The following is a 21,331-nucleotide window of genomic DNA, read 5'->3' on the forward strand; positions in this document are numbered from 1 at the left end:
GGTCAGGGTTAAGGTATACGTTTTATACCACGAGAGGATTCTAAAGATAATAATTAATATGAAAAAAACAAGTTAACAAACGTTAATGTTTCGTGTAAAAGTCTGTTATTTAGAGGTGTATGCTGTTGTAATCGATTAAATAGCTAGTAAATCCAGAAAGATTTTTATGCCCTCTGTAGCATTTTGAGGTATAACGGTTAATTTAGAGTTATTACTAATACTAGGTTTAGGGTCTATGAAATAAGTATGTGTGTCTTGGGGAATATAATGTCTTAAACCAGCAGCTGGATAAACCTGCATTGAGGTACCAATAATTAATAAGATATCGGCTGTTTCACAAATGCTTACAGCTTTTGGTATCATAGGGACATCTTCTCCAAACCAAACAATATGTGGTCGTAATTGATACCCTTTTTTACATGTGTCACCTAATTTTAAGTCGGTTGTCCAGTCAATAATATCATCTTCGTAATAGGTGCTGCGCACTTTTAATAATTCACCATGTAAATGAATAACATTACTACTACCGGCGCGTTCGTGTAAATCATCAACATTTTGAGTAATGATAGACACCTTATAATGGCTTTCTAATTCAGCTAAGGTTTTGTGAGCCGTATTTGGTTTTACTTCGAAAAGTTGCTTTCGCCTTTGGTTGTAAAAATCTAAAACCAATTCCGGATTAGCCTCAAAGCCTTCAGGTGTTGCAACTTCCATAATATCGTGTCCTTCCCAAAGTCCGTTTTCATCTCTAAAGGTTTTTATGCCGCTTTCGGCACTCATTCCTGCTCCTGTAAGTACAACGATGTGTTTTTTCATTTAAAGAATAATTACTGAATGAAGGTTATGAATATTCGTGGTATAAATTTATTAATTTTGGCGCATGATAGATGAAAAACTTTTAGAGTATTTAGAAACGTATTTAACCGATTCTCGCCGTGAAAAATTCCATAAAGTATTAGAACAACGTACCAAGCATTTTACAGTAGCTACAGAGGACGTGTATCAATTGCATAATACCAGTGCTGTTATTCGCAGTTGTGATGTATTTGGAATACAGGAAGTGAATATTGTTGAGGAACGAAACTCTAAGCGTATAGATCGCGAGATTGCAATGGGGGCTCAAAAATGGGTCGATTTAAACCGATATCATACCGTTAAGGATTGCATAACCGATTTAAAAGAGAAAGGCTATCAAATTGTAGCTACAACACCTCACACCAACGATTGTGAGTTACATGAATTCGATGCCACTAAAAAGTCTTGCTTTTTCTTTGGTAGAGAAACCGAAGGTTTATCAGATGAGGTTTTAAATGCTGCCGATAGTTATTTAAAAATACCTATGTATGGCTTTACAGAAAGTTTAAATATTTCGGTTAGTGCGGCAATCATTCTTCAGCATGTTACCACGAAATTAAAGCATAGTGATATTGACTGGCAATTAACCGAACAGGAAAAACTTGAAAAACGTTTAGATTGGGTTAAAAAAACTATTAAAAGTTACGATGATATTGTAGCACGTTATTACCAGGATTAATCTTTTATTAGGATACGATCTGTCTCGGCAATATATTTTTTAAATTCTCTGCTAAATTTTATTAAACTATCTAATAGTATCATTTTGTTTTCAGGTTTCAGAAGGTTATCATTTAGTTTTTTGGTATCGCAATAATCGAAAAATAGCGGAATGTTTTTTCTTTCAATATTTAAATCATTTACCAGTAGATTTTCAGTGAAAACCGAATTTGTATTAAATAAAGCGTAAAAGTTTTTATAGGTTATAGGAACGGGAGGAGTATCTTTCATTTTTTTTGATTTAAACAAATCTTTAAAGAAATCTATTAGCAAAGTTAAATCACCTCGCGGGTTAGGAGGTGGGCTGTATAAATGTGGTCTGTTTTTTATGTCGTTAGCAATTTGCATTGCAAGATTGGCCTGGTATTTATTAGGATTGAATTTAGGAGTATTACTCAGGTTTACTGTACCAAGAGTGTTTACCTGTGTTTTAAGTTCTATAACATTAGTTATTTTAAAATGCTTGTCTTCTACAATAAGTTGTTGAGGTTTATAAAACGCTGATGAAAATAGGAGGGTATCTTTTGTAGAAGCTTCAATAGTAAAATCTCCTTCTTCGTTTGTATAAGTGTAGTTTTTGGTTGTGAGATTAAAAACACCAATATTTTTAGCGGTAGATTTTTCGTTATAGATCTTTCCCTTTATGTTTTGCGCTGATATGGAGAAGGAAAAGATAAAAAGGAATATCCAGGTAAAGTTATTCATAAACACGGTTTGTAAGTTAATTCGTGTTTAAATTATGGTTTTGTAAGTTTTCCTTAATGTCTTTTGGGAAATTTTAACGTTCTAGTTAACAATTATTTAGGTTTTTTTGAAATAAAAAAGGAAGCACTAAGCTTCCTTTATTGGTTTATGTTTTAGTTGTTTAACGTTCTCGGTTTAACAACTTGTATTCTTCATAGCATTCGCTAATGGCATCCAGAATTTGAAGGTCGTTAGCGGTTTGTATAAACTCTTTCGAGTAGTTACACTGGCTCACAATTTCATCTAAATCAACACGATCTATATTCAGCAAAGCGGTAAGCATTTCTCTGTCGAAACGCGATGCCAGAAGGTTTCGTATTTCGTCGTCCTGCTTCATCTTTTTAAGTTTTCGCATTTCGTTTGGTTTTTTACCAAACACACGATGTAAAAAGTCGGCTGGATTAAAAATAGAACCTACAATTTTAGATAAGGTTCCTGCGGAGTTTGCTTCGTAGCCGGTACTCGGTAGTCCGGAAATCTGATATCTGTAGTTGTCGTTAATTACAGGAACCTGCTTCACATCGACCTCTAAATACCCTGTTAATTTTAACTGGTTAACCACAACCTCTTCAAGTGCTAGTGCTAATTCGGTTAACTCTATGGTTGCCGAACCAAACCTGAGCCAGTCATTGGTAACACGAACTTTAATAGATTTAAAACCTAAATACGACAAATGTAAGGTGTCATTAGGTTTAGCGTTAATTTCAAATTCCCCTTGCTTGTTTGTTGCTGTACCTATAACTTGATTCAGGTTTACGATGTTTACATTTTCAAGAGGTTTACCATCAGAAGAATTAACTACTACTCCTAAAGCCTTTTCGGCTTCCTGTGCTATACTAACAGTTGAAAAAACTAGTAAAAAGAAAAGTAGTAGGTAATTTTTCATGTAAATTAAATAACGCTTATTCGTTTATAAAAGTACTAAACTAATGAATAAAATAAGGCGTCAGTAATTTTTTTTGACTTAAAATTAACAAAAGACTTCTTTCTAGGATAAAGTTTAAAAGATGATAAAAAAAAGACCAAAAATGAAATAACTTAGTTTTCGTTTTTGGTCTTTTTAGCTTTTTTATAAAATTAACGTCTTGAGCGTCTAGGTCTTGAGATGTTTGATTTAGAATCACCTTCAGAACGTTTTCTTGGTTTTCCAGATCTTTCACCATTTGAAGCTTTGAAATCTCCAGAACGTCTTGGACGACCCTCTTTATTTCCGCCACGTCTTTCGCCGCCTTTAGAACCAGAACGTTTTTTTCCATCGCGCCTTCCGCCGCCACCGCGGTTTTCAGAAACTTCAACATTAACAAAGCGTCCTTCGTGTTTAAAGTCGGTAAAATGTGCTAATACCTGTTCTCTAAGTTCATTTTCGGTATTAAAGAAAGAGAAACTGTCTTTAGTTTCCACTTTAAAGATATCATCTCTACCAAGACTTAATTGCTCTTTTAAGAAGTCTTTTAACTTCATCCAGTCGAAACCATCTTTAGAACCAACGTTGATAAAGTAACGTGTAGAATCGTTTTTACCGCCTCTATATTCACGTTCGCTTTCATCTCTGTTACTGCCTTCAGAAACATTAAGATCCTTTGATTTTTGATAGTAATTGAAGAAACGTGTAAATTCTACAGAGAAAACTTTCTTAATCAATTCTTCTTTAGTGGTATCTTCAAATAATTCATTAATACTGGTTAAGTATTTATCAATCTCGTGGTTGATTTCAGTATTATGAATTTTGTTAGCAAGCGACATTAACTGCACTTCACAAATTTCCATTCCGTTTGGAATATCTTTTTTAAGGAAGTCTTTTTTAATGATACGCTCGATACTTTTTATTTTACGAACCTCACTTTTTGAAACGATAACCATAGATACCCCGGTTTTACCAGCACGTCCGGTACGACCAGAACGGTGGGTATAGGTTTCTACTTCGTCAGGTAATTGGTAGTTGATTACGTGAGTTACATCGTCAACATCAATACCACGAGCAGCTACATCGGTAGCAACTAGCATTTGAATCTGGTTTTTACGGAAGGCGTTCATAACCAAATCACGTTGGTTCTGACTTAAATCACCGTGTAAAGCACCTGCGTTGTATCCGTCTTCAATAAGTTGTTCTGCTACTTTTTGAGTATCTCTTTTAGTACGACAGAATACTACTGAGAAAATATCAGGGTTCGCATCGGCTAAACGTTTTAAAGCCTGGTAACGGTCTCTGGCGTTTACTAAATAGTATTCGTGAGAAACGTTGTTAGAACTTTCATTTTTGTTACCCACAGTAATTTCGTGCGGGTTGTGCATAAAGTCTTTTGCAATGGCAGCAACCTCTCTTGGCATGGTTGCCGAGAATAACCAGGTACTTTTATCAGCCGGTGTGTGCGATAAAATATCGTTGATGTCTTCTTTGAAACCCATGTTTAACATTTCATCAGCTTCATCTAAAACTGAATATTCAATTTTAGTGATATCAACCAGGTTACGGCTAATCATATCTTTCATACGACCAGGCGTTGCTACAATAATTTGCGCACCACGTTTAATGTCTCTGGCTTGGTCGGTAATACTTGCACCACCGTAAACCGCTACAACATTAAGTCCGTTGCAGTATTTACCGTATGCTTTTAATTCGTTTGTAATTTGTAAACAAAGCTCACGTGTAGGTGATAAAATTAAACCTTGTGTTGTACGGCTGTTTACATCTATTTTTTGAAGCATTGGAAAACCAAAAGCAGCCGTTTTACCGGTACCGGTTTGTGCTAAAGCTACTAAATCGCCTTCCGATTGTAATAAAAGCGGAATTGCTTTTTCTTGAACTTCACTTGGTTTTTCAAAACCTAAATCTGTAATTGCTTGTAATAGGTCGTTATTAAGACCTAAATCATGAAATGTGCTCATTCTTTTTTATAAGTATTCGATTATGTTATGTGGTGTTACATAAGAAGAGAATCGACATACTTAAACCTAAACTTCCAGTAACACATCCCCACTCTGAGGAATCTCACCCTTTCGGGATTTCAAGCGGCAAAGATAGGCTTTTTATTTAAATAGCAATCGACGCGCCATGTCGTGCGGTATTAATTATTCGTTAAATGTTAAGTGTTTTCTTTGTTTATAGGATGTTTAAAGAGATTTCGCTTTGAATTAGGGCGAGTATTTTGTTAAGGATGGGGTTGCGGTTATCGGTATTCCAAACAGCAGAAAGTATGGTGCGCTGCGGAATTTTATCTAATTCAATAAATTTAATAGATGAAATTGAATGGTTTTGAAGCGATTTCGGAACGATTGAAATACCGAAGTTGTTTTCAACCAGTTTATAAATAGAATCGGCATGAATGGTATTGTGCGATACTAAAGGAGAAAACCCACTGTTATGAAATATGTCCATCACGTTTTCATAGTAAGAAGAACTGTATTCCGGATCGAAAAGAATAAAAGGTTCATCTTTTAATTGTGACAGGTTTTCGAAGTTCTTGTTATTTATATGATGGTCTTTTGGTAATACTAAACAAAACGGTTCTTTTAAAACGGGAGTTGACATCAATCCTTTAGGGATGCGTTCCAGACGCACAAAACCAATATCAATATCTTGCGCTATTAAGCCTTCAATTTGTTTGTTATTGTCCATTTCCTTTAAACTAAACAGAATATTGGGATGTGATTTTGTGAATTTCAAAAGTAAATCAGGGATAATATGTTGCATCGCCGAACCAACGTAACCAAAATTAAGCTGGCCATCTTTACCTTCTTCCAGTAATTTAGCGTGATGCAAAATACCATCTAAACTCTTCAGGTTTTTCGAAAGCTCCTCCTTTAAATAGATGCCGGCAGACGTGAGTTTCACCTGTCGGTTGTGTCGGTCAAACAGTTTTACTTCCAAACCATCTTCCATTTCTTTGATTTGTCGGCTTAATCCGGGTTGCGAAATGAATAGCTTTTCAGCAGCCTTTCTAAAGTGTAAAGTTTCAGCAACAGCGAGGAAATATTTTAGGTGTCTATATTCTAATTGATAACTCATAGTTATTATTTGTTAGCAATAATAGTATTATTAGGTATCAAATTTATTGATAATTTTGTAGAAATAAATGAATATTCAACTTAATAATATAAATATGTTTGTATACGGTGTTGATAAACTTACTGTAGATAAGGTACTTAACATAGCATCAGGAAAAATGAAGGGGGTATTAACCGATTATGCGATTGCAAAGGTTAACGAATGTAGAGCGAAGGTAGAAGTTATGGCTAATTCCAGCAAGGCTGTATATGGTATAAATACCGGGTTTGGTCCTTTATGTGATGTTAAAATATCGCCTGAAGAAACCAGCTTACTTCAAAAGAATTTATTAATTACACACGCCGTAGGTGTGGGTAACCCGATTGATAAGGAATTGTCTAAAATCATGCTGATTTGTAAAGTACATGCTTTAAGTCGCGGATTTTCAGGGATTCGTTTAAAGGTGATTGAACGTATTATCTATTTTATTGAAAACGATTTATTACCAGTAGTTCCAGAGCAAGGTTCGGTGGGTGCTTCAGGTGATTTGGCGCCTTTATCACATTTATTTTTACCGTTATTTGGTGAAGGTGAATTTTGGATTGGTGATGATATTGTTCCTGCAAAACAGGTTTTAGAATCACATCATTTAGAACCTATCGAACTGGCTGCTAAGGAAGGTTTAGCCTTAATTAACGGAACACAATTTATATTAGCGCATGCTATTAAAGGCTTGAAGAAAATGGAGTATCTGTTGGATTTAGCCGATGTTGCCGGAGCCATGAGTTTAGAAGGCTACCAGGGAAGTGCATCGCCTTTTAAAGAATTACTACACAGTATTCGTCCGTTTCAAGGGAATTTAGAAGTGGCAAAACGTATGCGTATGCTGTTTGAAGATTCCAATAATATCAAGTCGCATGAAAACTGTGAGCGCGTTCAGGATCCGTATTCTATGCGCTGTATTCCACAGGTTCACGGGGCGTCAAGAAATGCGTATTATCATTTAAGTGAATTAGCCGAAATCGAGATGAATTCGGTAACCGATAACCCAATTGTACTAAGTGAAACCGAAGCTATTTCTGGAGGAAACTTCCACGGGCAACCGTTAGCGATGGCTTTAGATTATGCATCGATAGCTGCTTCAGAATTAGGAAATATCGCCGATAGACGTTGTTACTTATTATTAGAAGGAAAATTTGGTTTACCACGATTATTGACTGCAAGTGGTGGATTAAACAGTGGTTTTATGATTCCGCAGTACACCACAGCGGCATTAGTAACCGAAAATAAATCGCTGTGTTTTCCTCCATCTGCAGATAGTGTTCCAACCTCTTTAGGTCAGGAAGATCATGTGTCGATGGGAAGCATTTCAGGGCGTAAGTTCAATCAGATATTAGGAAACATCGAAAAGATTTTAGCTATAGAGTTAATGTATGCCGCGCAGGCCATGGAATTCCGTCGCCCGAATACCTTCTCGGTTATCTTAGAGAAAAACTTCGCTATTATTAGAAGTAAGGTCGCTAAGTTAGAAGAAGATCGTATTCTTAAAGATGATATTAATGCATTGATTCAGTTAGTAAAAACGCAGGCATTCATTGTAAAATAATCCAACTATGACATTCCAAGAACACATATTACAAGGTATTCCATTAGAACTACCAGCAAAATATAACTATCCGGCAGATGCCAATAGAGCACCAAAGCGAAAAGATATTTTAAGCAAGGATGAAAAGCAACTGGCAATCAGAAATGCGTTACGTTATTTTCCAAAAGCATGGCATGAAGAATTAGCCCCTGAATTTGCTCAGGAGTTGAATGACTTCGGAAGAATTTATATGTACCGTTTCAAGCCTGCTTATAAAATGTATGCGAGAGGTATTGAACAATATCCTGCAAAAACGGTTCAGGCGGCGGCGATTATGTTGATGATTCAGAATAATCTGGATCCCGCAGTAGCACAACATCCTGAAGAATTAATCACATACGGTGGTAACGGAGCCGTGTTCCAAAACTGGGCACAGTATTTATTAACCATGCAGTATTTGGCAACGATGACTGATGAGCAGACACTTCATATGTATTCTGGTCACCCCATGGGATTATTTCCATCTTCGAAAAACGCACCTCGCGTGATTGTAACCAACGGTATGATGATTCCTAATTATTCAAAACCGGACGATTGGGAGAAATTTAATGCGTTAGGTGTGACGCAGTACGGACAAATGACAGCTGGTTCGTTTATGTATATTGGTCCGCAGGGAATCGTTCACGGAACAACCATTACCGTGATGAATGCCTTCAGAAAAAAATTACCAAAAGGTGATACACCGGCAGGTAAAATATTTTTGACAGCTGGTTTGGGAGGCATGAGTGGTGCTCAGCCAAAAGCGGGAAATATAGCAGGGTGTATTACCATTGCAGCTGAAGTAAATGAAAAAGCAGCTACAAAACGTCATGAGCAAGGTTGGGTTGATGTTTTGGTTGATAATTTAGACGATTTAGTGGCTCGTGTAAGAACAGCTCAGGAAGAGAAAGAAGTGGTTTCTATTGCGTTTATTGGAAATGTAGTGGATGTTTGGGAGCGTTTTTATGAAGAAGAGATTTTCATTCATGTAGGCTCCGATCAAACGTCGTTACATATTCCATGGACGGGTGGTTATTATCCGGTTGGATTATCGTATGAAGAATCAAACCGATTAATCCGTGAAGAACCAGACGTATTTAAAGAAAAAGTACAGGCGTCGTTGCGCAGACATGCCGATGCTATTAACAAACACTCAGAAAGAGGAACCTATTTCTTCGACTACGGAAATGCCTTTTTATTAGAAGCCTCTCGTGCAGGAGCAGATGTGATGGCCGATAATAATATCGATTTTAAATATCCGTCGTATGTTCAGGATATTTTAGGACCGATGTGTTTCGATTATGGTTTCGGACCATTCCGTTGGGTGTGTACTTCAGGTAAACCGGAAGATTTAGATAAAACCGATGAAATCGCCATGAATGTGCTGCAGGACATCATGAAAAATTCACCTGAGGAAATTCAGTTGCAAATGCAGGATAACATCACCTGGATTAAAGATGCGAAGAAGAATAAAATGGTAGTTGGCTCACAGGCTCGCATTTTATACGCAGATGCCGAAGGTCGTGTTAAAATCGCAGAAGCTTTCAACAATGCTGTGGCTGCAGGACAAATTGGTCCGGTGGTTTTAGGTCGCGATCACCATGATGTTAGTGGAACCGATTCACCGTACCGTGAAACTTCAAATATTTACGATGGTAGTAAATTTACTGCCGATATGGCCATTCATAATGTGATTGGTGATAGCTTTAGAGGTGCTACTTGGGTGTCTATCCACAATGGTGGTGGCGTAGGTTGGGGAGAAGTGATGAACGGTGGTTTCGGAATGGTGCTGGATGGTTCAGAAGAAGCCGATACTAAATTAAAAAACATGCTGTTTTTTGATGTGAATAACGGTATTGCCAGAAGAAGCTGGGCGAGAAACGATGAGGCTTTATTCGCTATAAAACGTGAAATGGAGCGTACACCAAATTTAACGGTGACCATCCCTAATTTAGTAGAAGACGATTTACTGAAAAACTTATTTTAATGCGTACACTATTTAAAAATATAAAAGAATTACTTCAGGTAAGAGAAGCAGGTTTAGATTTCGTGGCTGGCGAAGCTATGAATGACTTACCGACCATTCAAGATGCTTACCTGTTGGTTGAAGACGGCCTTATTAAAGATTTTGGTACAATGACGGATTGCCCGAAGGTAGAAGTCGATGAAGTAGTTGATGCTACAGGAAAAATGATATTACCAACCTGGTGCGATTCGCATACGCATTTGGTGTATGCCGGAAATCGCGAAAGCGAATTTGTCGATAAGATTAAAGGTTTATCGTATCATGAAATTGCAGCTAAAGGTGGTGGTATTTTAAATTCGGCGAAGAAACTTCAGGAAACTTCTGAAGACGATTTATACGAGCAAACCAAGATCCGTTTAGATGAAATTATCGCTTTAGGTACAGGTGCTGTTGAAATTAAATCAGGGTACGGATTAACCGAAGCTTCCGAATTAAAAATGCTTCGTGTGATTAAGCGTTTAAAGGAAAATTACAAGCTACCTATAAAAGCTACGTTTTTAGGCGCGCATGCCGTTCCAACGGAATATAAAGATGATAAAGCTGGCTATTTAAATATGTTGGTTGAAAAACTGATGCCTAAAATTGCAGAAGAAAGCTTAGCCGAATTTGTCGATATTTTTTGTGAAGAAGGCTATTTTTCAGTTGAAGATACCGAGTTCATTATGGAAGCGGGAAAGAAACTTGGTTTAATTTCAAAAATTCACGTGAATCAGTTTACGTCGATTGGTGGTGTACAAGCAGGGGTGAAGCATGAAGCCCTTTCGGTTGATCATTTAGAAGAAATGAAAGATGAAGATATTGAAGCGTTGAAAGGTTCGAAAACCATGCCGGTAGCGTTGCCAGGCTGTTCGTTCTTTTTAAGTATTCCGTATACACCAGGACGAAAAATGATTGATGCAGGGCTACCTTTGGCTTTAGCAACCGATTATAACCCGGGGTCGTCACCTTCAGGAAATATGAATTTTGCCGTGTCGGCAGCTTGTATAAAAATGAAGCTAACACCAGAAGAAGCTATAAACGCCGCAACTATTAATGGGGCTTATGCCATGGGACTTCAGGATACCGTAGGAAGTATTGCTGTAGGAAAAGAAGCGAATTTAATTTTGACGAAACCAATAAATTCTTATAACTTTATCCCATATTCATTTGGTGAAAATCAAATCGAATCGGTTTATATAAAAGGTCACTCTATTATATAAACGTTTAACTATCAAACTAAACTAAATAAGGCGTGTCTATGGCACGCCTTTATTGTATAATATAATTTAACTAGGTTAATGAGATAAAAAAAGACCACTTGAAAAAGTGGTCTTTTGCATTTTGAATAGAAATAAAATGAATTATTTATTTCTGAAAATTGTTTGTTTTCTATCTGGACCTACAGAAACGATAGTAATCGGAATTTCTAATTCTTTTTCTAAGAATTCGATATAATCGTTAAGCGCTTTAGGTAGTTGAGAAACTTCAGATAAACCTGTTAAGTCTTCAGCCCAACCATCAACTTCAGTGTAGATAGGCTCTACGTTTTCAGGATCGATGTTGTAAGGGAAATGCTTAATAACGTCTCCTTTATATTTATAAGCAGTACATACTTTAAGTGTTTTAAATCCAGAAAGTACGTCACCTTTCATCATCATTAATTGAGTAACACCATTAACCTGACAAGCATATTTTAAAGCAACAAGATCTAACCAACCACAACGTCTTGCACGACCAGTAGTTGCTCCAAATTCGTTACCAACACGGCTCATAGTTTCACCATCTTCGTCAAATAACTCGGTAGGGAATGGACCAGAACCAACACGTGTAGTGTAGGCTTTGAAAATACCAAATACTTCACCAATTTGGTTAGGCGCAACACCTAAACCAGTACAAGAACCAGCAGCAGTCGTGTTACTTGAAGTTACGAAAGGATAGGTTCCAAAATCGATATCTAATAACGATCCCTGAGCACCTTCAGCTAAAATCGTTTTACCTGATTTTTGAGCTTGGTAAACATATTCTTCGGAATCGATAAAGGTTAATGATTTTAAAACTTCAACAGCTTTAAAGAATTCAGCTTCTAATTCTTCTAAGTTATATTCAATTTTTGCATCGTAGAACTCAATCATAGATTCGTGCTTATCGGCTAAGGATCTGTATCGTTCTTGCCAATCGCTTAATTCTAAATCACCAACACGAATTCCGTTACGACCAGTTTTATCCATGTAAGTTGGTCCAATACCTTTTAAGGTAGAACCAATTTTAGCTTTACCTTTTGAAGCTTCACTAGCCGCATCTAATAAGCGGTGCGTTGGTAAGATAATATGTGCTTTACGAGATATTACTAAAGATTTTTTGTAATCAACATTTTGCTCAGCTAATTTATCAAGCTCGCCTTTAAAAATTACAGGGTCTATAACCACACCGTTACCAACTAAATTAATAGTGTCTTCGTGAAAAATTCCAGAAGGAATGGTATGTAAAACGTGTTTTTTTCCGTTAAATACTAAAGTGTGTCCTGCGTTTGGCCCACCTTGAAAACGCGCAATAATGTCGTAGTTAGAGGTAAGTACGTCAACAATTTTCCCTTTGCCTTCGTCACCCCACTGTAATCCTAGTAGTAAATCTACTGCCATTTTAAATATATATTATTTAGTTGCTTTTCTATTTCCGTAGAAATAAAGAGAATGATTATTAATTTCGATATCGAAAACTTCTTCGATAGTTTTTTTGATAGACTGAATTCTTGGGTCACAAAATTCGATAACTTCACCAGTATCGGTTAGGATAACATGGTCGTGTTGCCTATCAAAATACGATTTTTCGTAATGTGCCTGATTTTGTCCAAACTGGTGTTTTCTAACCAAACCACATTCCAGAAGTAATTCTATGGTATTATAAAGCGTAGCACGAGATACACGATACTTTTTGTTTTTCATATTAAGATATAGAGACTCAATATCAAAATGTTCTTTGTTATTATAAATCTCCTGTAATATAGCGTACCTTTCGGGCGTTTTACGGTGTCCGTTGGTTTCTAAAAAGTTAGTAAAAACACTTTTTACTATTTCTTGATTTTTTGTATCTGTACTTGCGTTCATAATTTCGTTGCAAATTTACACTTTTTTTACACTCTAGTAACCTTATCTATACCATTAATTTTTCGAAGTTTTTCTAATAACTTTTTCAGAAGGGTATTATTCTTAACAATCACGTTAATTTTTCCTGAGAAAATACCGTCGTGGCTTTCAAAACTGATACTTTTCATGTTAACATGCATGTTTTCAGAAATGATTTTGGTTACATCGTTTACTAATCCAATATGGTCGATGCCTGTTATAACTATCGTTGCTAAAAATTCCTGTTGCGAAGAATCAATCCACTTGGCAGGCATAATTCTGTAAGCATAGTTGGATTGTAAACTCAATGCATTCGGGCAATTCTTTTTGTGTACTTTAATACCTTCGGAAACGGTTAGGAAACCGAAAACGTCATCACCTGGAATCGGGTTACAGCAACTGGACAGTTTATAGTCAAGTTTTTCTTCTTCCTTACCAAAAACCAGTAAATCGTAATTAGAGGTAACTTCTTCTTTCTCTAATTCCTCTTTTGTGACATGATGGGTTGGTTTTCTTGAGATTTTACTCTTAATGAAATTCATTAAGGTGTTGCTTCTTGATGCTGCAAAATCCTTTAACATGGCATTGTCTATAGTGCCAATACCCACGCGAAAGAACAAATCTAAACTCGTTTTAAGCTTAAAGTAATTTACGAGTTCGTTTACTGAAGCTTCATTAAGTGTGATTTTAAGTTGCTTTAATTTGCGTTTAAGCAGTTCTTTACCGTCTTCACCGATGCGTTTTTTGTCTTCGCGTAAAGCTGATTTAATCTTGCTTCTGGAGCGTGCTGTGGTTGCATAATCTAACCAGTTAGCGGTTGGTTTAGCGGTTTCGGAAGTTAAAATGCTTACCTGATCGCCACTTTTTAATTCGTAGCTAAGAGGAACTAATTTCCCATTTACTTTGGCGCCACGGGTTTTCATACCAACTTCGGTGTGAATACTGAAGGCAAAATCGATAGGGGTAGCTCCTTTTGGTAAAGATTTTAATTCTCCGGCTGGAGTAAACACAAAAATCTCTTTTGAATATAAGTTAAGCTTGAATTGCTCAACAAAATCTACAGCATTTGTTTCCGGATTTTCCAGAGCTTCCTGAAGTTTATTAATCCAATCTTCAAGACTATCTTCTTTTTCGCCTACTTGTTTGTATTTGTAATGTGCCGCATATCCTTTTTCGGCAATTTCATCCATTCGTTCACTACGAATCTGTACTTCTACCCAACGACCTTTTGGCCCCATTACCGTAATGTGCAGGGCTTCGTAACCTGTGGTTTTAGGCGACGAAATCCAGTCACGAAGACGAATTGGGTTAGGGCGGAAGTGATCGGTAACGATGGAATAGATCTTCCAAGCTAAGAATTTTTCGTTAGCAGCATCACTCTTATATATAATACGAATGGCGAATTTGTCGTAAACTTCATCAAAGGTAACACCTTGCTTAATCATTTTTCTTCTTATAGAAAAAATCGATTTTGGACGTCCTTTAATGGTATAGTTTAATTCTTCTCGATCCAGTGTTCTTTTAATCACATCACTAAACTGTGCGATATACAAATCCTGTTCTTCTTTACTTTCTTTTATTTTATGAAGAATATCGTAGTATACATCAGGTTCGGTGTATTTCAGACCTAAATCCTCTAATTGCGTTTTGATGTTATAGAGACCAATACGGTGCGCCAAAGGCGCGTAGATGTATAGGGTTTCTGATGCGATTTTTTCCTGTTTATCGGTTCGCATCGAATCCATGGTTTGCATGTTGTGCAAACGATCGGCAATTTTAATAATGATAACTCGAACGTCGTCGTTAAGCGTTAGTAACATTTTACGGAAGTTTTCTGCTTGTAGCGAAACATCCATATCCTGTTCTTTACTTAAAGACGATATTTTAGTTAAACCTGCAACAATGGTTGCTACGGTTTTACCAAATAAACGCTCGATGTCCTCGATTTCATAATCGGGACTATCTTCAACCACATCATGCAACAAGGCCGAGGCAATAGACGTAGCGTCTAAACCTATTTCCTGAGCAACAATTTTAGCTACGGCAATGGGATGAAAAATGTAGGCTTCGCCAGATTTGCGTCGCTGATTTTTGTGTCCGTCTAAGGCAACTTCAAAAGCTTTACGAATTAATTTTTTATCGTCGTCTGTAAGTGTTGTGTAACTAACTTTAAGTAACTCTTTGTAAGCCTTGGTTATGGCTGCATTTTCTTTTTCTATATCTTCCTCTGTCATATCTTAAAAGTAACATAAAGAATATTAACAACCAATAGCAGAAATGCTTTTTTTAGGTTGATAGCTGGGATTACGAATTTAAAAATTTAACAAGCTGCGACACAGCATTTCCGCGGTGACTAATACTGTTTTTAACACTCAAATCAAGTTCAGCAAACGTTTCGGTGTAACCTTCGGGTTTAAAAATAGGGTCGTAGCCAAAACCTTTTTCACCATGCTTTTCCTTGGTAATTTCACCTTTGCAAATTCCGGTAAACGTGTGAAGGTTTCCATTTATATGAAGTGCGATAACTGTTTTAAATTGTGCCTCTCTATTTGATTTGTTTTCTAAATTGGAAAGCAGTTTATCCATATTATCGTCAGCATTTTTTTGTTCTCCTGCATAACGTGCCGAATAAACACCTGGTTCGCCATTTAGGGCATCAACTTCCAAACCTGTATCATCGGCAAAACAATCATAACCATAATTTTGTTTTATATATTCTGCTTTTTGAATGGCATTGCCTTCAATGGTATTTTGGGTTTCAGGAATATCTTCTTGACAATCAATTTCTTTTAAGCTTAAAAGAGTAATGTGTTCAGGAATCAAGGCTTGTACTTCCTTTACTTTATTAAGGTTGTTGGTGGCGAAAACCAGTTTCATAGTTTAAATTTTAGGTTCAAAAATAAGAGTATTACAATTAATTAGTTATATTACATGACAAAAATCATTATAATTCAATAACCATACTCTTAAATTTGAGTATTAATAAAAACAAGATATTATGACTGTAAATTTTCAATATGTTGGTGTAGATGTAAGTGAAACCCTTTCGGCTTTTACAGAAGAAAAGTTAAGTAAAATTTTTAATCGTTACGAGTTCTTAATCAGTGCTACGGTTTATTTTAAAATGGACGATAATGAGCACGAAACGGGTAAAATATGTAATATAGAGCTAAGTGCTCCTGGACCACGACTGTATGCGACGTCTATGGAAAAAAACTTCGAGGTTGCTGTTCGTGCAACAATTAGCGATTTAGAACGACAGTTGGAAAAACGTAAAGAGGTTATGAAAGCACATTAGTTTTATCGGTGGTGATACGGTTCGTTTTTTAAAATCGTAAAACCACGGTACAATTGCTCAATAAAAAATAAGCGAATCATTTGATGGGAAAATGTCATTTTTGAAAGTGATATTTTCCCATTTGCTTTTTGATACACCTCGTCTGAAAATCCGTAAGGGCCACCAATAACAAACACCAATTGTTTGACGCCCGAGTTCATATGTTTCTGTAAATAGTCTGAAAATGCAACCGAATCAAATTGTTTTCCATTTTCGTCAAGAAGAATTAAGGCATCGGTATTATTAACTTTACTAAGAATAAGGTCACCTTCTTTTACTTTTTGCTGAGCCTCGCTTAAGTTTTTTACATTTTTTATATCTGGAATTATATCCATCGAAAATTTAATGTAAAAGCCTAATCGTTTCTGGTAATCGTCTATAAGTGCCTGCAGATTTTTGCTATCTGTTTTTCCTATGGCAATCAATTTTATGGTCATAAACGCAAAATTAATATTTCCTATTTATGAATAATGGATTTAAATGGTAAAAAAATAAAAATTCGTAAATGTAAAATTTAGAAAAGTAAATCAATTTCTTATTTTTGTTGCAAACCAACAATAAATTATGATAACACAAGAGCAGTTTGATCAAGAAGTCAAATCGATAATCGCCAATGCCATTAGAGAAGATGTAGGAGACGGAGATCATAGTTCATTAGCGTGCATTCCGGAAAACGCCAGAGGTAAAGCCAAATTATTAGTTAAAGATAAAGGTATTATTGGAGGTGTTAACTTCGCGAAAAAGGTTTTTGCATATGTAGATAAAAGCTTAAAGCTTGATGTTCTAATTGAAGACGGATCGGAAGTAACTTACGGAGATGTTGTTATGTACGTTGAAGGACCGTCGCGATCAATCCTAAAGGCAGAGCGTACCGTTTTAAACGCCATGCAACGTATGAGTGCTATTGCTACAAAAACACGTATGTATGTCGATTTAGTTAAAGGTACTAACACCACTATTTTAGATACGAGAAAAACAACACCAGGTATCCGCGTTTTAGAGAAATGGGCAGTAAAACTTGGAGGAGGAGAAAATCACCGTTTTGCCTTATACGATATGATTATGCTAAAAGATAACCATATTGATTTTGCAGGTGGAATTACCAATGCTGTTGAAATGACAAAACAGTATTTAAAAGATACTGGTAGAGATTTAAAAATTATGGTTGAAGCCAGAGATTTAGTTGAGGTTAAGGAAATCTTACAACTGGATGGCGTTTACCGAATTCTTTTAGATAACTTCGATTATGAAGATACCAGAAAGGCTGTAAAAATGATTGGAGATAAATGTTTAACGGAATCTTCAGGTAATATTAACGAGTCTACTATTCGTTTTTATGCCGAGTGCGGGGTGAATTTTATTTCATGTGGAGCTTTAACGCATTCTGTACATAACATGGATTTAAGTTTAAAAGCTATCAAGTAGTTTAAACGTTTAAACAATAGATATTTAAAGACTTTTTTAAACATCAATACTTTTTTAAGTATTGATGTTTTTATTTTAATAACTTTGTTATAAACGATAAAACAAGTTATTAATGACCAAACCTATTGAAGACAAACTCGATGCTATTCCAGTTGTAAATGTCTTTGTTCGGTTTTTTAAGAAAATTAAATTACCTGGTTTAGAAGGGTTGTCATTTTACGATTTATTAGAGCTTTACATTACAGGTATTGTAAAAGGGGCGTTGACTACAAGGGCGAGTGCTATTGCTTTCAGTTTCTTTACGGCGCTTTTTCCTTTTTTACTGTTTGTATTATTTATTATACCATATGTACCGATAGACGATTTTAAAATTGAATTTTTAAAGTTTCTCGAATCGTTTTTACCTCCAACAACGTCCGATTTTTTCTTTCAGAATATTTTTGAAAACATAGATCAGTCACAACGCGGAGGATTACTATCCTCAGTATTCGTATTATCATTATTATTAATGGCCAATGGGGTTAGTGCAGTCTTTTCAGGTTTTGAGAATTCTTATCACGAACAACTCACCAGAAGTGTATTTCGTCAGTATCTGTATGCTTTGAGTGTGGCTTTAATATTAACGTTCTTATTAATATTGACCATAGCATTTTTAGGATATTTTCAGATTTACGTAGTTCAGCGATTGTTTGATACTTTAGAGAATAAAGGTTATCAGGTAGCGGCGCAAAGCGTATTTTGGTTTAATGCGGTAAAGTATGTGTTTTTTATATTTATGGTATATATAGCTACAGCTACCTTATATTATTTTGGAACAAAAGAGGGACGACATTCAAGTTTCTTTTCAGTAGGCGCCTTATTTACAACCATATTAGTTTTAGTGTCTTCTTATCTTTTTGGTATTTATATAGAAAATTTCAGTCAGTATAATAAACTCTACGGATCTATTGGGGCACTATTAATTTTATTGTTTTATCTGTGGCTTAACGCAAATATTTTACTTTTGGGCTACGAATTAAATGCCTCCTTAAATAAACTTCGAAAACGCTAAATATTCATGCAGCATTTTGTAGATGTTATTATTCCTGTACCGTTACAAAAACTATTCACCTATAGTATAACGGCAGCCGAAGCCGATTTTTTAAAAGTTGGTATGCGGGTATCGGTGCCTTTTGGAAAATCGAAAATCTACACAGGTATTGTTTATAAAATACATCATGAGGCCCCGGAAGTTTATGAAGCAAAAGATATTCATCAGATTTTAGATGAAACGCCAATTGTAAACGAAAAGCAATTACAGCTTTGGCAATGGATGTCCAGTTATTATATGTGCACTTTAGGTGATGTCATGCGAGCGGCGTTGCCAAGTGCTTTTATATTAGAAAGTGAAACCATTATTACAAAAAACAGTGAAAAGGAAATTGATGAATCCATTTTAAAGGATGATGAGTTTTTGGTTTTCGATGCATTGCAGTTTCAGTCGTCATTAAAGATTCATGATGTTTCTAATATTTTAGGAATTAAGAATGCTTTGCCCATAATAAAACGCCTTATAGAAAAGGAAGTTATTATTGTTGAAGAAGAGGTGTATGAGAAGTATAAGCCTAAATTGGTTCGCTATGTGAGACTTCATAATAGTTATACTTCTGAAGTCGATTTGCATCAATTATTAGACGATTTAAGTCGCGCTCCAAAACAGCACAAGGTAATTATGACGCTGTTTTCGCTTTCAGCTTCTACAAAAAAGCCGGTTAAGGTGGTCGATTTAAGTAAGGCTAGTGGCGCATCTTCATCAATTGTTAAGGCTTTAATAGATAAAGGTATTCTTGAAGAATATTTTATACAAACCGATAGAGTTGAATACGAAGGCGAAGGTGATAACGCAGCGACAAAACGGTTAAACGAATATCAGGAAACGGCATTAAGCCAGATAAAAGAATCGTTTAATACACAGTCTGTTGTTTTATTACACGGTGTAACATCATCGGGAAAAACAGAGGTTTACGTAAAATTGATTGAAGAAGCTTTAAGCCGAGGCGAGCAAGTCCTCTATTTATTGCCAGAAATAGCTTTAACAACCCAGTTAATTACCCGATTGCAAAACTATTTTGGAGAACAGGTATCTGTGTTTCACTCTAAGTATTCAACTCATGAACGCGTTGAGGTTTGGAATAATGTTTTAAATAATAGTCACAAAGCGCAGGTGGTTTTAGGGGCGCGTTCCTCTGTATTTTTACCATTTAATAATCTTGGATTAATAATTGTCGACGAAGAACACGAGCAATCTTTTAAGCAATTCGATCCGGCACCACGATATCATGCCAGAGATACGGCTGTAGTTTTGGCGCATTTTTATCAGGCCAAAACCTTATTGGGTTCGGCGACACCAAGTTTAGAAAGTTATTTTAATGCGAAACAGAACAAATATGGTTTTGTTGAAATTACCACGCGTTATAATAATGTGCTAATGCCAGATATGGAGTTGGTGGATATACAAGATAAGCATAAGCGTAAAAAAATGAAAGGGCATTTTAGCGATCGGTTGATTGAAGAAATGACCGAAGCGCTTAGTGAAGGTTTTCAGGTTATTTTGTTTCAAAACCGTCGTGGGTTTTCGCCAATAGTAGAGTGTAATACCTGTGGTCATTCACCGCAATGCCCGAATTGTGATGTGAGTTTAACGTATCATCGATATAAAAATCAATTGCGTTGTCATTATTGTGGTTATGTGATGGCGATGCAGGATAATTGTATGGCCTGCGGAAGTCCTGAAATTGATAGTAAAGGTTTTGGAACGGAACAGATCGAAACCGAAGTGAAAGCATTGTTTCCAGACTATAAAGTGGCTCGAATGGATTTAGATACCACACGTGGTAAGTATGGTTACGAAAAAATAATTACCGCTTTAGAGCAGCAGGAAATCGATATTCTGGTTGGGACTCAAATGCTAACCAAAGGTCTGGATTTTAGAAACGTAAAACTTGTGGGTGTTATGAATGCCGATAATATGCTCAACTTTCCTGATTTTAGAGCGCACGAGCGTAGTTTTCAATTAATGCTTCAGGTGGCGGGAAGAGCCGGGAGAACCGATGTACGTGGAAAAGTATTGATTCAAACGTATAATCCGCATCATAATATTTTGCAACAGGTATCGACCAACGATTATGTATCGATGTACAATGAACAAATGGATGAACGTTATAATTTTAAATATCCACCAGTATACAAACAGATTAAAATTACTTTAAAACATAAAGATTATTTAAACGTTGAGAATGCTTCTATCTGGTATGCAAAATCTCTACGTAACGCATTTGGAGATTATGTATTGGGACCAGAATCACCGCCTGTAGCCAGGATTCGAAATCAATTCCATAAAAATATACTAGTGAAAATTCCGAAGAAGCAGTCGTTGGCTAAAACAAAAGAAGCTATTATTAAAATTAATAACAGCTTCTTGAGTATAAAAGATTTTCGATCAGTTAAGGTGGTGTTAAATGTTGATAACTTTTAATTG

General features: G+C 36.0%; 18 protein-coding genes. 8 read left to right on the top strand and 10 right to left on the bottom strand.

Features of this window, described 5'->3' with window-relative positions:
• Positions 1–135: 135 nt before the first annotated feature.
• Positions 136–816, bottom strand: coding sequence for an NAD-dependent deacylase (locus NO995_RS13060; protein ID WP_258227890.1), 681 nt, complete (start codon positions 814–816; stop codon positions 136–138).
• Positions 817–880: 64 nt separating this feature from the next.
• Here NO995_RS13060 and NO995_RS13065 point away from each other — a divergent pair, with 64 nt between their 5' ends.
• On the top strand, positions 881–1,534 hold the full coding sequence (locus NO995_RS13065; RefSeq protein WP_258227891.1) for an RNA methyltransferase: 654 nt from the start codon (positions 881–883) through the stop codon (positions 1,532–1,534).
• Here NO995_RS13065 and NO995_RS13070 read toward each other — a convergent pair.
• The 4 genes from NO995_RS13070 to NO995_RS13085 all read right to left on the bottom strand — a co-directional run bounded on the left by NO995_RS13070 (position 1,531) and on the right by NO995_RS13085 (position 6,322).
• Positions 1,531–2,277, bottom strand: coding sequence for a carboxypeptidase-like regulatory domain-containing protein (locus NO995_RS13070; RefSeq protein ID WP_258227892.1), 747 nt, complete (start codon positions 2,275–2,277; stop codon positions 1,531–1,533). The two genes, NO995_RS13065 and NO995_RS13070, sit on opposite strands and share 4 nt — an antisense overlap.
• A gap of 160 nt (positions 2,278–2,437) precedes the next feature.
• Positions 2,438–3,202 (bottom strand): carboxypeptidase-like regulatory domain-containing protein, encoded by a 765-nt coding sequence (locus NO995_RS13075; protein ID WP_240572840.1) that lies wholly within the window; start codon positions 3,200–3,202, stop codon positions 2,438–2,440.
• 191 nt (positions 3,203–3,393) lie between these two features.
• A complete protein-coding gene (locus tag NO995_RS13080) occupies positions 3,394–5,202 on the bottom strand; it encodes a DEAD/DEAH box helicase (protein WP_258227893.1) in 1,809 nt (602 codons plus the stop codon).
• 214 nt (positions 5,203–5,416) lie between these two features.
• On the bottom strand, positions 5,417–6,322 hold the full coding sequence (locus NO995_RS13085; RefSeq protein ID WP_258227894.1) for a LysR family transcriptional regulator: 906 nt from the start codon (positions 6,320–6,322) through the stop codon (positions 5,417–5,419).
• Positions 6,323–6,416: 94 nt separating this feature from the next.
• Between NO995_RS13085 and hutH the strand changes: the two genes are divergently transcribed.
• The 3 genes from hutH to hutI are packed head-to-tail and all read left to right on the top strand — an operon-like array spanning position 6,417 to position 11,150.
• A complete protein-coding gene (gene hutH, locus NO995_RS13090) occupies positions 6,417–7,907 on the top strand; it encodes a histidine ammonia-lyase (RefSeq protein WP_258228018.1) in 1,491 nt (496 codons plus the stop codon).
• Positions 7,908–7,914: 7 nt separating this feature from the next.
• Positions 7,915–9,912, top strand: coding sequence for a urocanate hydratase (locus NO995_RS13095; protein WP_258227895.1), 1,998 nt, complete (start codon positions 7,915–7,917; stop codon positions 9,910–9,912).
• The gene (gene hutI / locus NO995_RS13100) at positions 9,912–11,150 is read left to right on the top strand and encodes an imidazolonepropionase (RefSeq protein ID WP_258227896.1); all 1,239 of its coding nucleotides are present in this window, start codon (positions 9,912–9,914) and stop codon (positions 11,148–11,150) included. The genes NO995_RS13095 and hutI overlap by 1 nt, the downstream gene beginning before the upstream one ends.
• 141 nt (positions 11,151–11,291) lie before the next feature.
• Here the strand turns inward: hutI and NO995_RS13105 are convergent, their stop codons facing one another.
• The 4 genes from NO995_RS13105 to NO995_RS13120 form a co-directional block, all read right to left on the bottom strand.
• Positions 11,292–12,569, bottom strand: a complete 1,278-nt coding sequence (locus tag NO995_RS13105) for an adenylosuccinate synthase (RefSeq protein ID WP_258227897.1) — start codon at positions 12,567–12,569, stop codon at positions 11,292–11,294.
• 12 nt (positions 12,570–12,581) lie between these two features.
• Positions 12,582–13,034, bottom strand: a complete 453-nt coding sequence (locus NO995_RS13110) for a Fur family transcriptional regulator (protein WP_240572846.1) — start codon at positions 13,032–13,034, stop codon at positions 12,582–12,584.
• 26 nt (positions 13,035–13,060) lie between these two features.
• On the bottom strand, positions 13,061–15,286 hold the full coding sequence (locus NO995_RS13115; protein ID WP_258227898.1) for a bifunctional (p)ppGpp synthetase/guanosine-3',5'-bis(diphosphate) 3'-pyrophosphohydrolase: 2,226 nt from the start codon (positions 15,284–15,286) through the stop codon (positions 13,061–13,063).
• 70 nt (positions 15,287–15,356) lie between these two features.
• Positions 15,357–15,929 carry a non-canonical purine NTP diphosphatase gene (locus NO995_RS13120; protein WP_258227899.1) on the bottom strand — a complete coding sequence of 191 codons (573 nt, stop codon included), beginning with the start codon at positions 15,927–15,929 and terminating at the stop codon, positions 15,357–15,359.
• A gap of 121 nt (positions 15,930–16,050) precedes the next feature.
• Between NO995_RS13120 and hpf the strand changes: the two genes are divergently transcribed.
• A complete protein-coding gene (gene hpf / locus NO995_RS13125; RefSeq protein ID WP_240572849.1) occupies positions 16,051–16,350 on the top strand; it encodes a ribosome hibernation-promoting factor, HPF/YfiA family in 300 nt (99 codons plus the stop codon).
• Between the two features lie 2 nt (positions 16,351–16,352).
• Here the strand turns inward: hpf and rlmH are convergent, their stop codons facing one another.
• Positions 16,353–16,826 carry a 23S rRNA (pseudouridine(1915)-N(3))-methyltransferase RlmH gene (rlmH, locus tag NO995_RS13130; RefSeq protein WP_258227900.1) on the bottom strand — a complete coding sequence of 158 codons (474 nt, stop codon included), beginning with the start codon at positions 16,824–16,826 and terminating at the stop codon, positions 16,353–16,355.
• A 127-nt stretch (positions 16,827–16,953) separates the two neighbouring features.
• Between rlmH and nadC the strand changes: the two genes are divergently transcribed.
• The 3 genes from nadC to priA all read left to right on the top strand — a co-directional run bounded on the left by nadC (position 16,954) and on the right by priA (position 21,328).
• Positions 16,954–17,814: a carboxylating nicotinate-nucleotide diphosphorylase gene (nadC, locus tag NO995_RS13135; RefSeq protein ID WP_240572851.1), complete on the top strand. Its 861-nt coding sequence runs from the start codon at positions 16,954–16,956 to the stop codon at positions 17,812–17,814.
• A 112-nt stretch (positions 17,815–17,926) separates the two neighbouring features.
• Positions 17,927–18,865 carry a YihY/virulence factor BrkB family protein gene (locus NO995_RS13140; protein ID WP_258227901.1) on the top strand — a complete coding sequence of 313 codons (939 nt, stop codon included), beginning with the start codon at positions 17,927–17,929 and terminating at the stop codon, positions 18,863–18,865.
• Positions 18,866–18,871: 6 nt separating this feature from the next.
• Positions 18,872–21,328, top strand: coding sequence for a primosomal protein N' (gene priA, locus NO995_RS13145; RefSeq protein ID WP_258227902.1), 2,457 nt, complete (start codon positions 18,872–18,874; stop codon positions 21,326–21,328).
• The last annotated feature ends 3 nt before the right edge of the window (positions 21,329–21,331 follow it).

The organism is Aestuariibaculum sp. M13 (genome assembly GCF_024723255.1).
Taxonomy (GTDB): Bacteria; Bacteroidota; Bacteroidia; order Flavobacteriales; family Flavobacteriaceae; genus Aestuariibaculum; species Aestuariibaculum lutulentum.

Bases quoted from the DNA above. Each gene is read 5' to 3' on its own strand.
- NO995_RS13060 (WP_258227890.1), bottom strand. From the start codon at position 816: ATGAAAAAACACATCGTTGTACTTACAGGAGCAGGAATGAGTGCCGAA.
- NO995_RS13065 (WP_258227891.1), top strand. From the start codon at position 881: ATGATAGATGAAAAACTTTTAGAGTATTTAGAAACGTATTTAACCGAT.
- NO995_RS13070 (WP_258227892.1), bottom strand. From the start codon at position 2,277: ATGAATAACTTTACCTGGATATTCCTTTTTATCTTTTCCTTCTCCATA.
- NO995_RS13075 (WP_240572840.1), bottom strand. From the start codon at position 3,202: ATGAAAAATTACCTACTACTTTTCTTTTTACTAGTTTTTTCAACTGTT.
- NO995_RS13080 (WP_258227893.1), bottom strand. From the start codon at position 5,202: ATGAGCACATTTCATGATTTAGGTCTTAATAACGACCTATTACAAGCA.
- NO995_RS13085 (WP_258227894.1), bottom strand. From the start codon at position 6,322: ATGAGTTATCAATTAGAATATAGACACCTAAAATATTTCCTCGCTGTT.
- hutH (WP_258228018.1), top strand. From the start codon at position 6,417: ATGTTTGTATACGGTGTTGATAAACTTACTGTAGATAAGGTACTTAAC.
- NO995_RS13095 (WP_258227895.1), top strand. From the start codon at position 7,915: ATGACATTCCAAGAACACATATTACAAGGTATTCCATTAGAACTACCA.
- hutI (WP_258227896.1), top strand. From the start codon at position 9,912: ATGCGTACACTATTTAAAAATATAAAAGAATTACTTCAGGTAAGAGAA.
- NO995_RS13105 (WP_258227897.1), bottom strand. From the start codon at position 12,569: ATGGCAGTAGATTTACTACTAGGATTACAGTGGGGTGACGAAGGCAAA.
- NO995_RS13110 (WP_240572846.1), bottom strand. From the start codon at position 13,034: ATGAACGCAAGTACAGATACAAAAAATCAAGAAATAGTAAAAAGTGTT.
- NO995_RS13115 (WP_258227898.1), bottom strand. From the start codon at position 15,286: ATGACAGAGGAAGATATAGAAAAAGAAAATGCAGCCATAACCAAGGCT.
- NO995_RS13120 (WP_258227899.1), bottom strand. From the start codon at position 15,929: ATGAAACTGGTTTTCGCCACCAACAACCTTAATAAAGTAAAGGAAGTA.
- hpf (WP_240572849.1), top strand. From the start codon at position 16,051: ATGACTGTAAATTTTCAATATGTTGGTGTAGATGTAAGTGAAACCCTT.
- rlmH (WP_258227900.1), bottom strand. From the start codon at position 16,826: ATGACCATAAAATTGATTGCCATAGGAAAAACAGATAGCAAAAATCTG.
- nadC (WP_240572851.1), top strand. From the start codon at position 16,954: ATGATAACACAAGAGCAGTTTGATCAAGAAGTCAAATCGATAATCGCC.
- NO995_RS13140 (WP_258227901.1), top strand. From the start codon at position 17,927: ATGACCAAACCTATTGAAGACAAACTCGATGCTATTCCAGTTGTAAAT.
- priA (WP_258227902.1), top strand. From the start codon at position 18,872: ATGCAGCATTTTGTAGATGTTATTATTCCTGTACCGTTACAAAAACTA.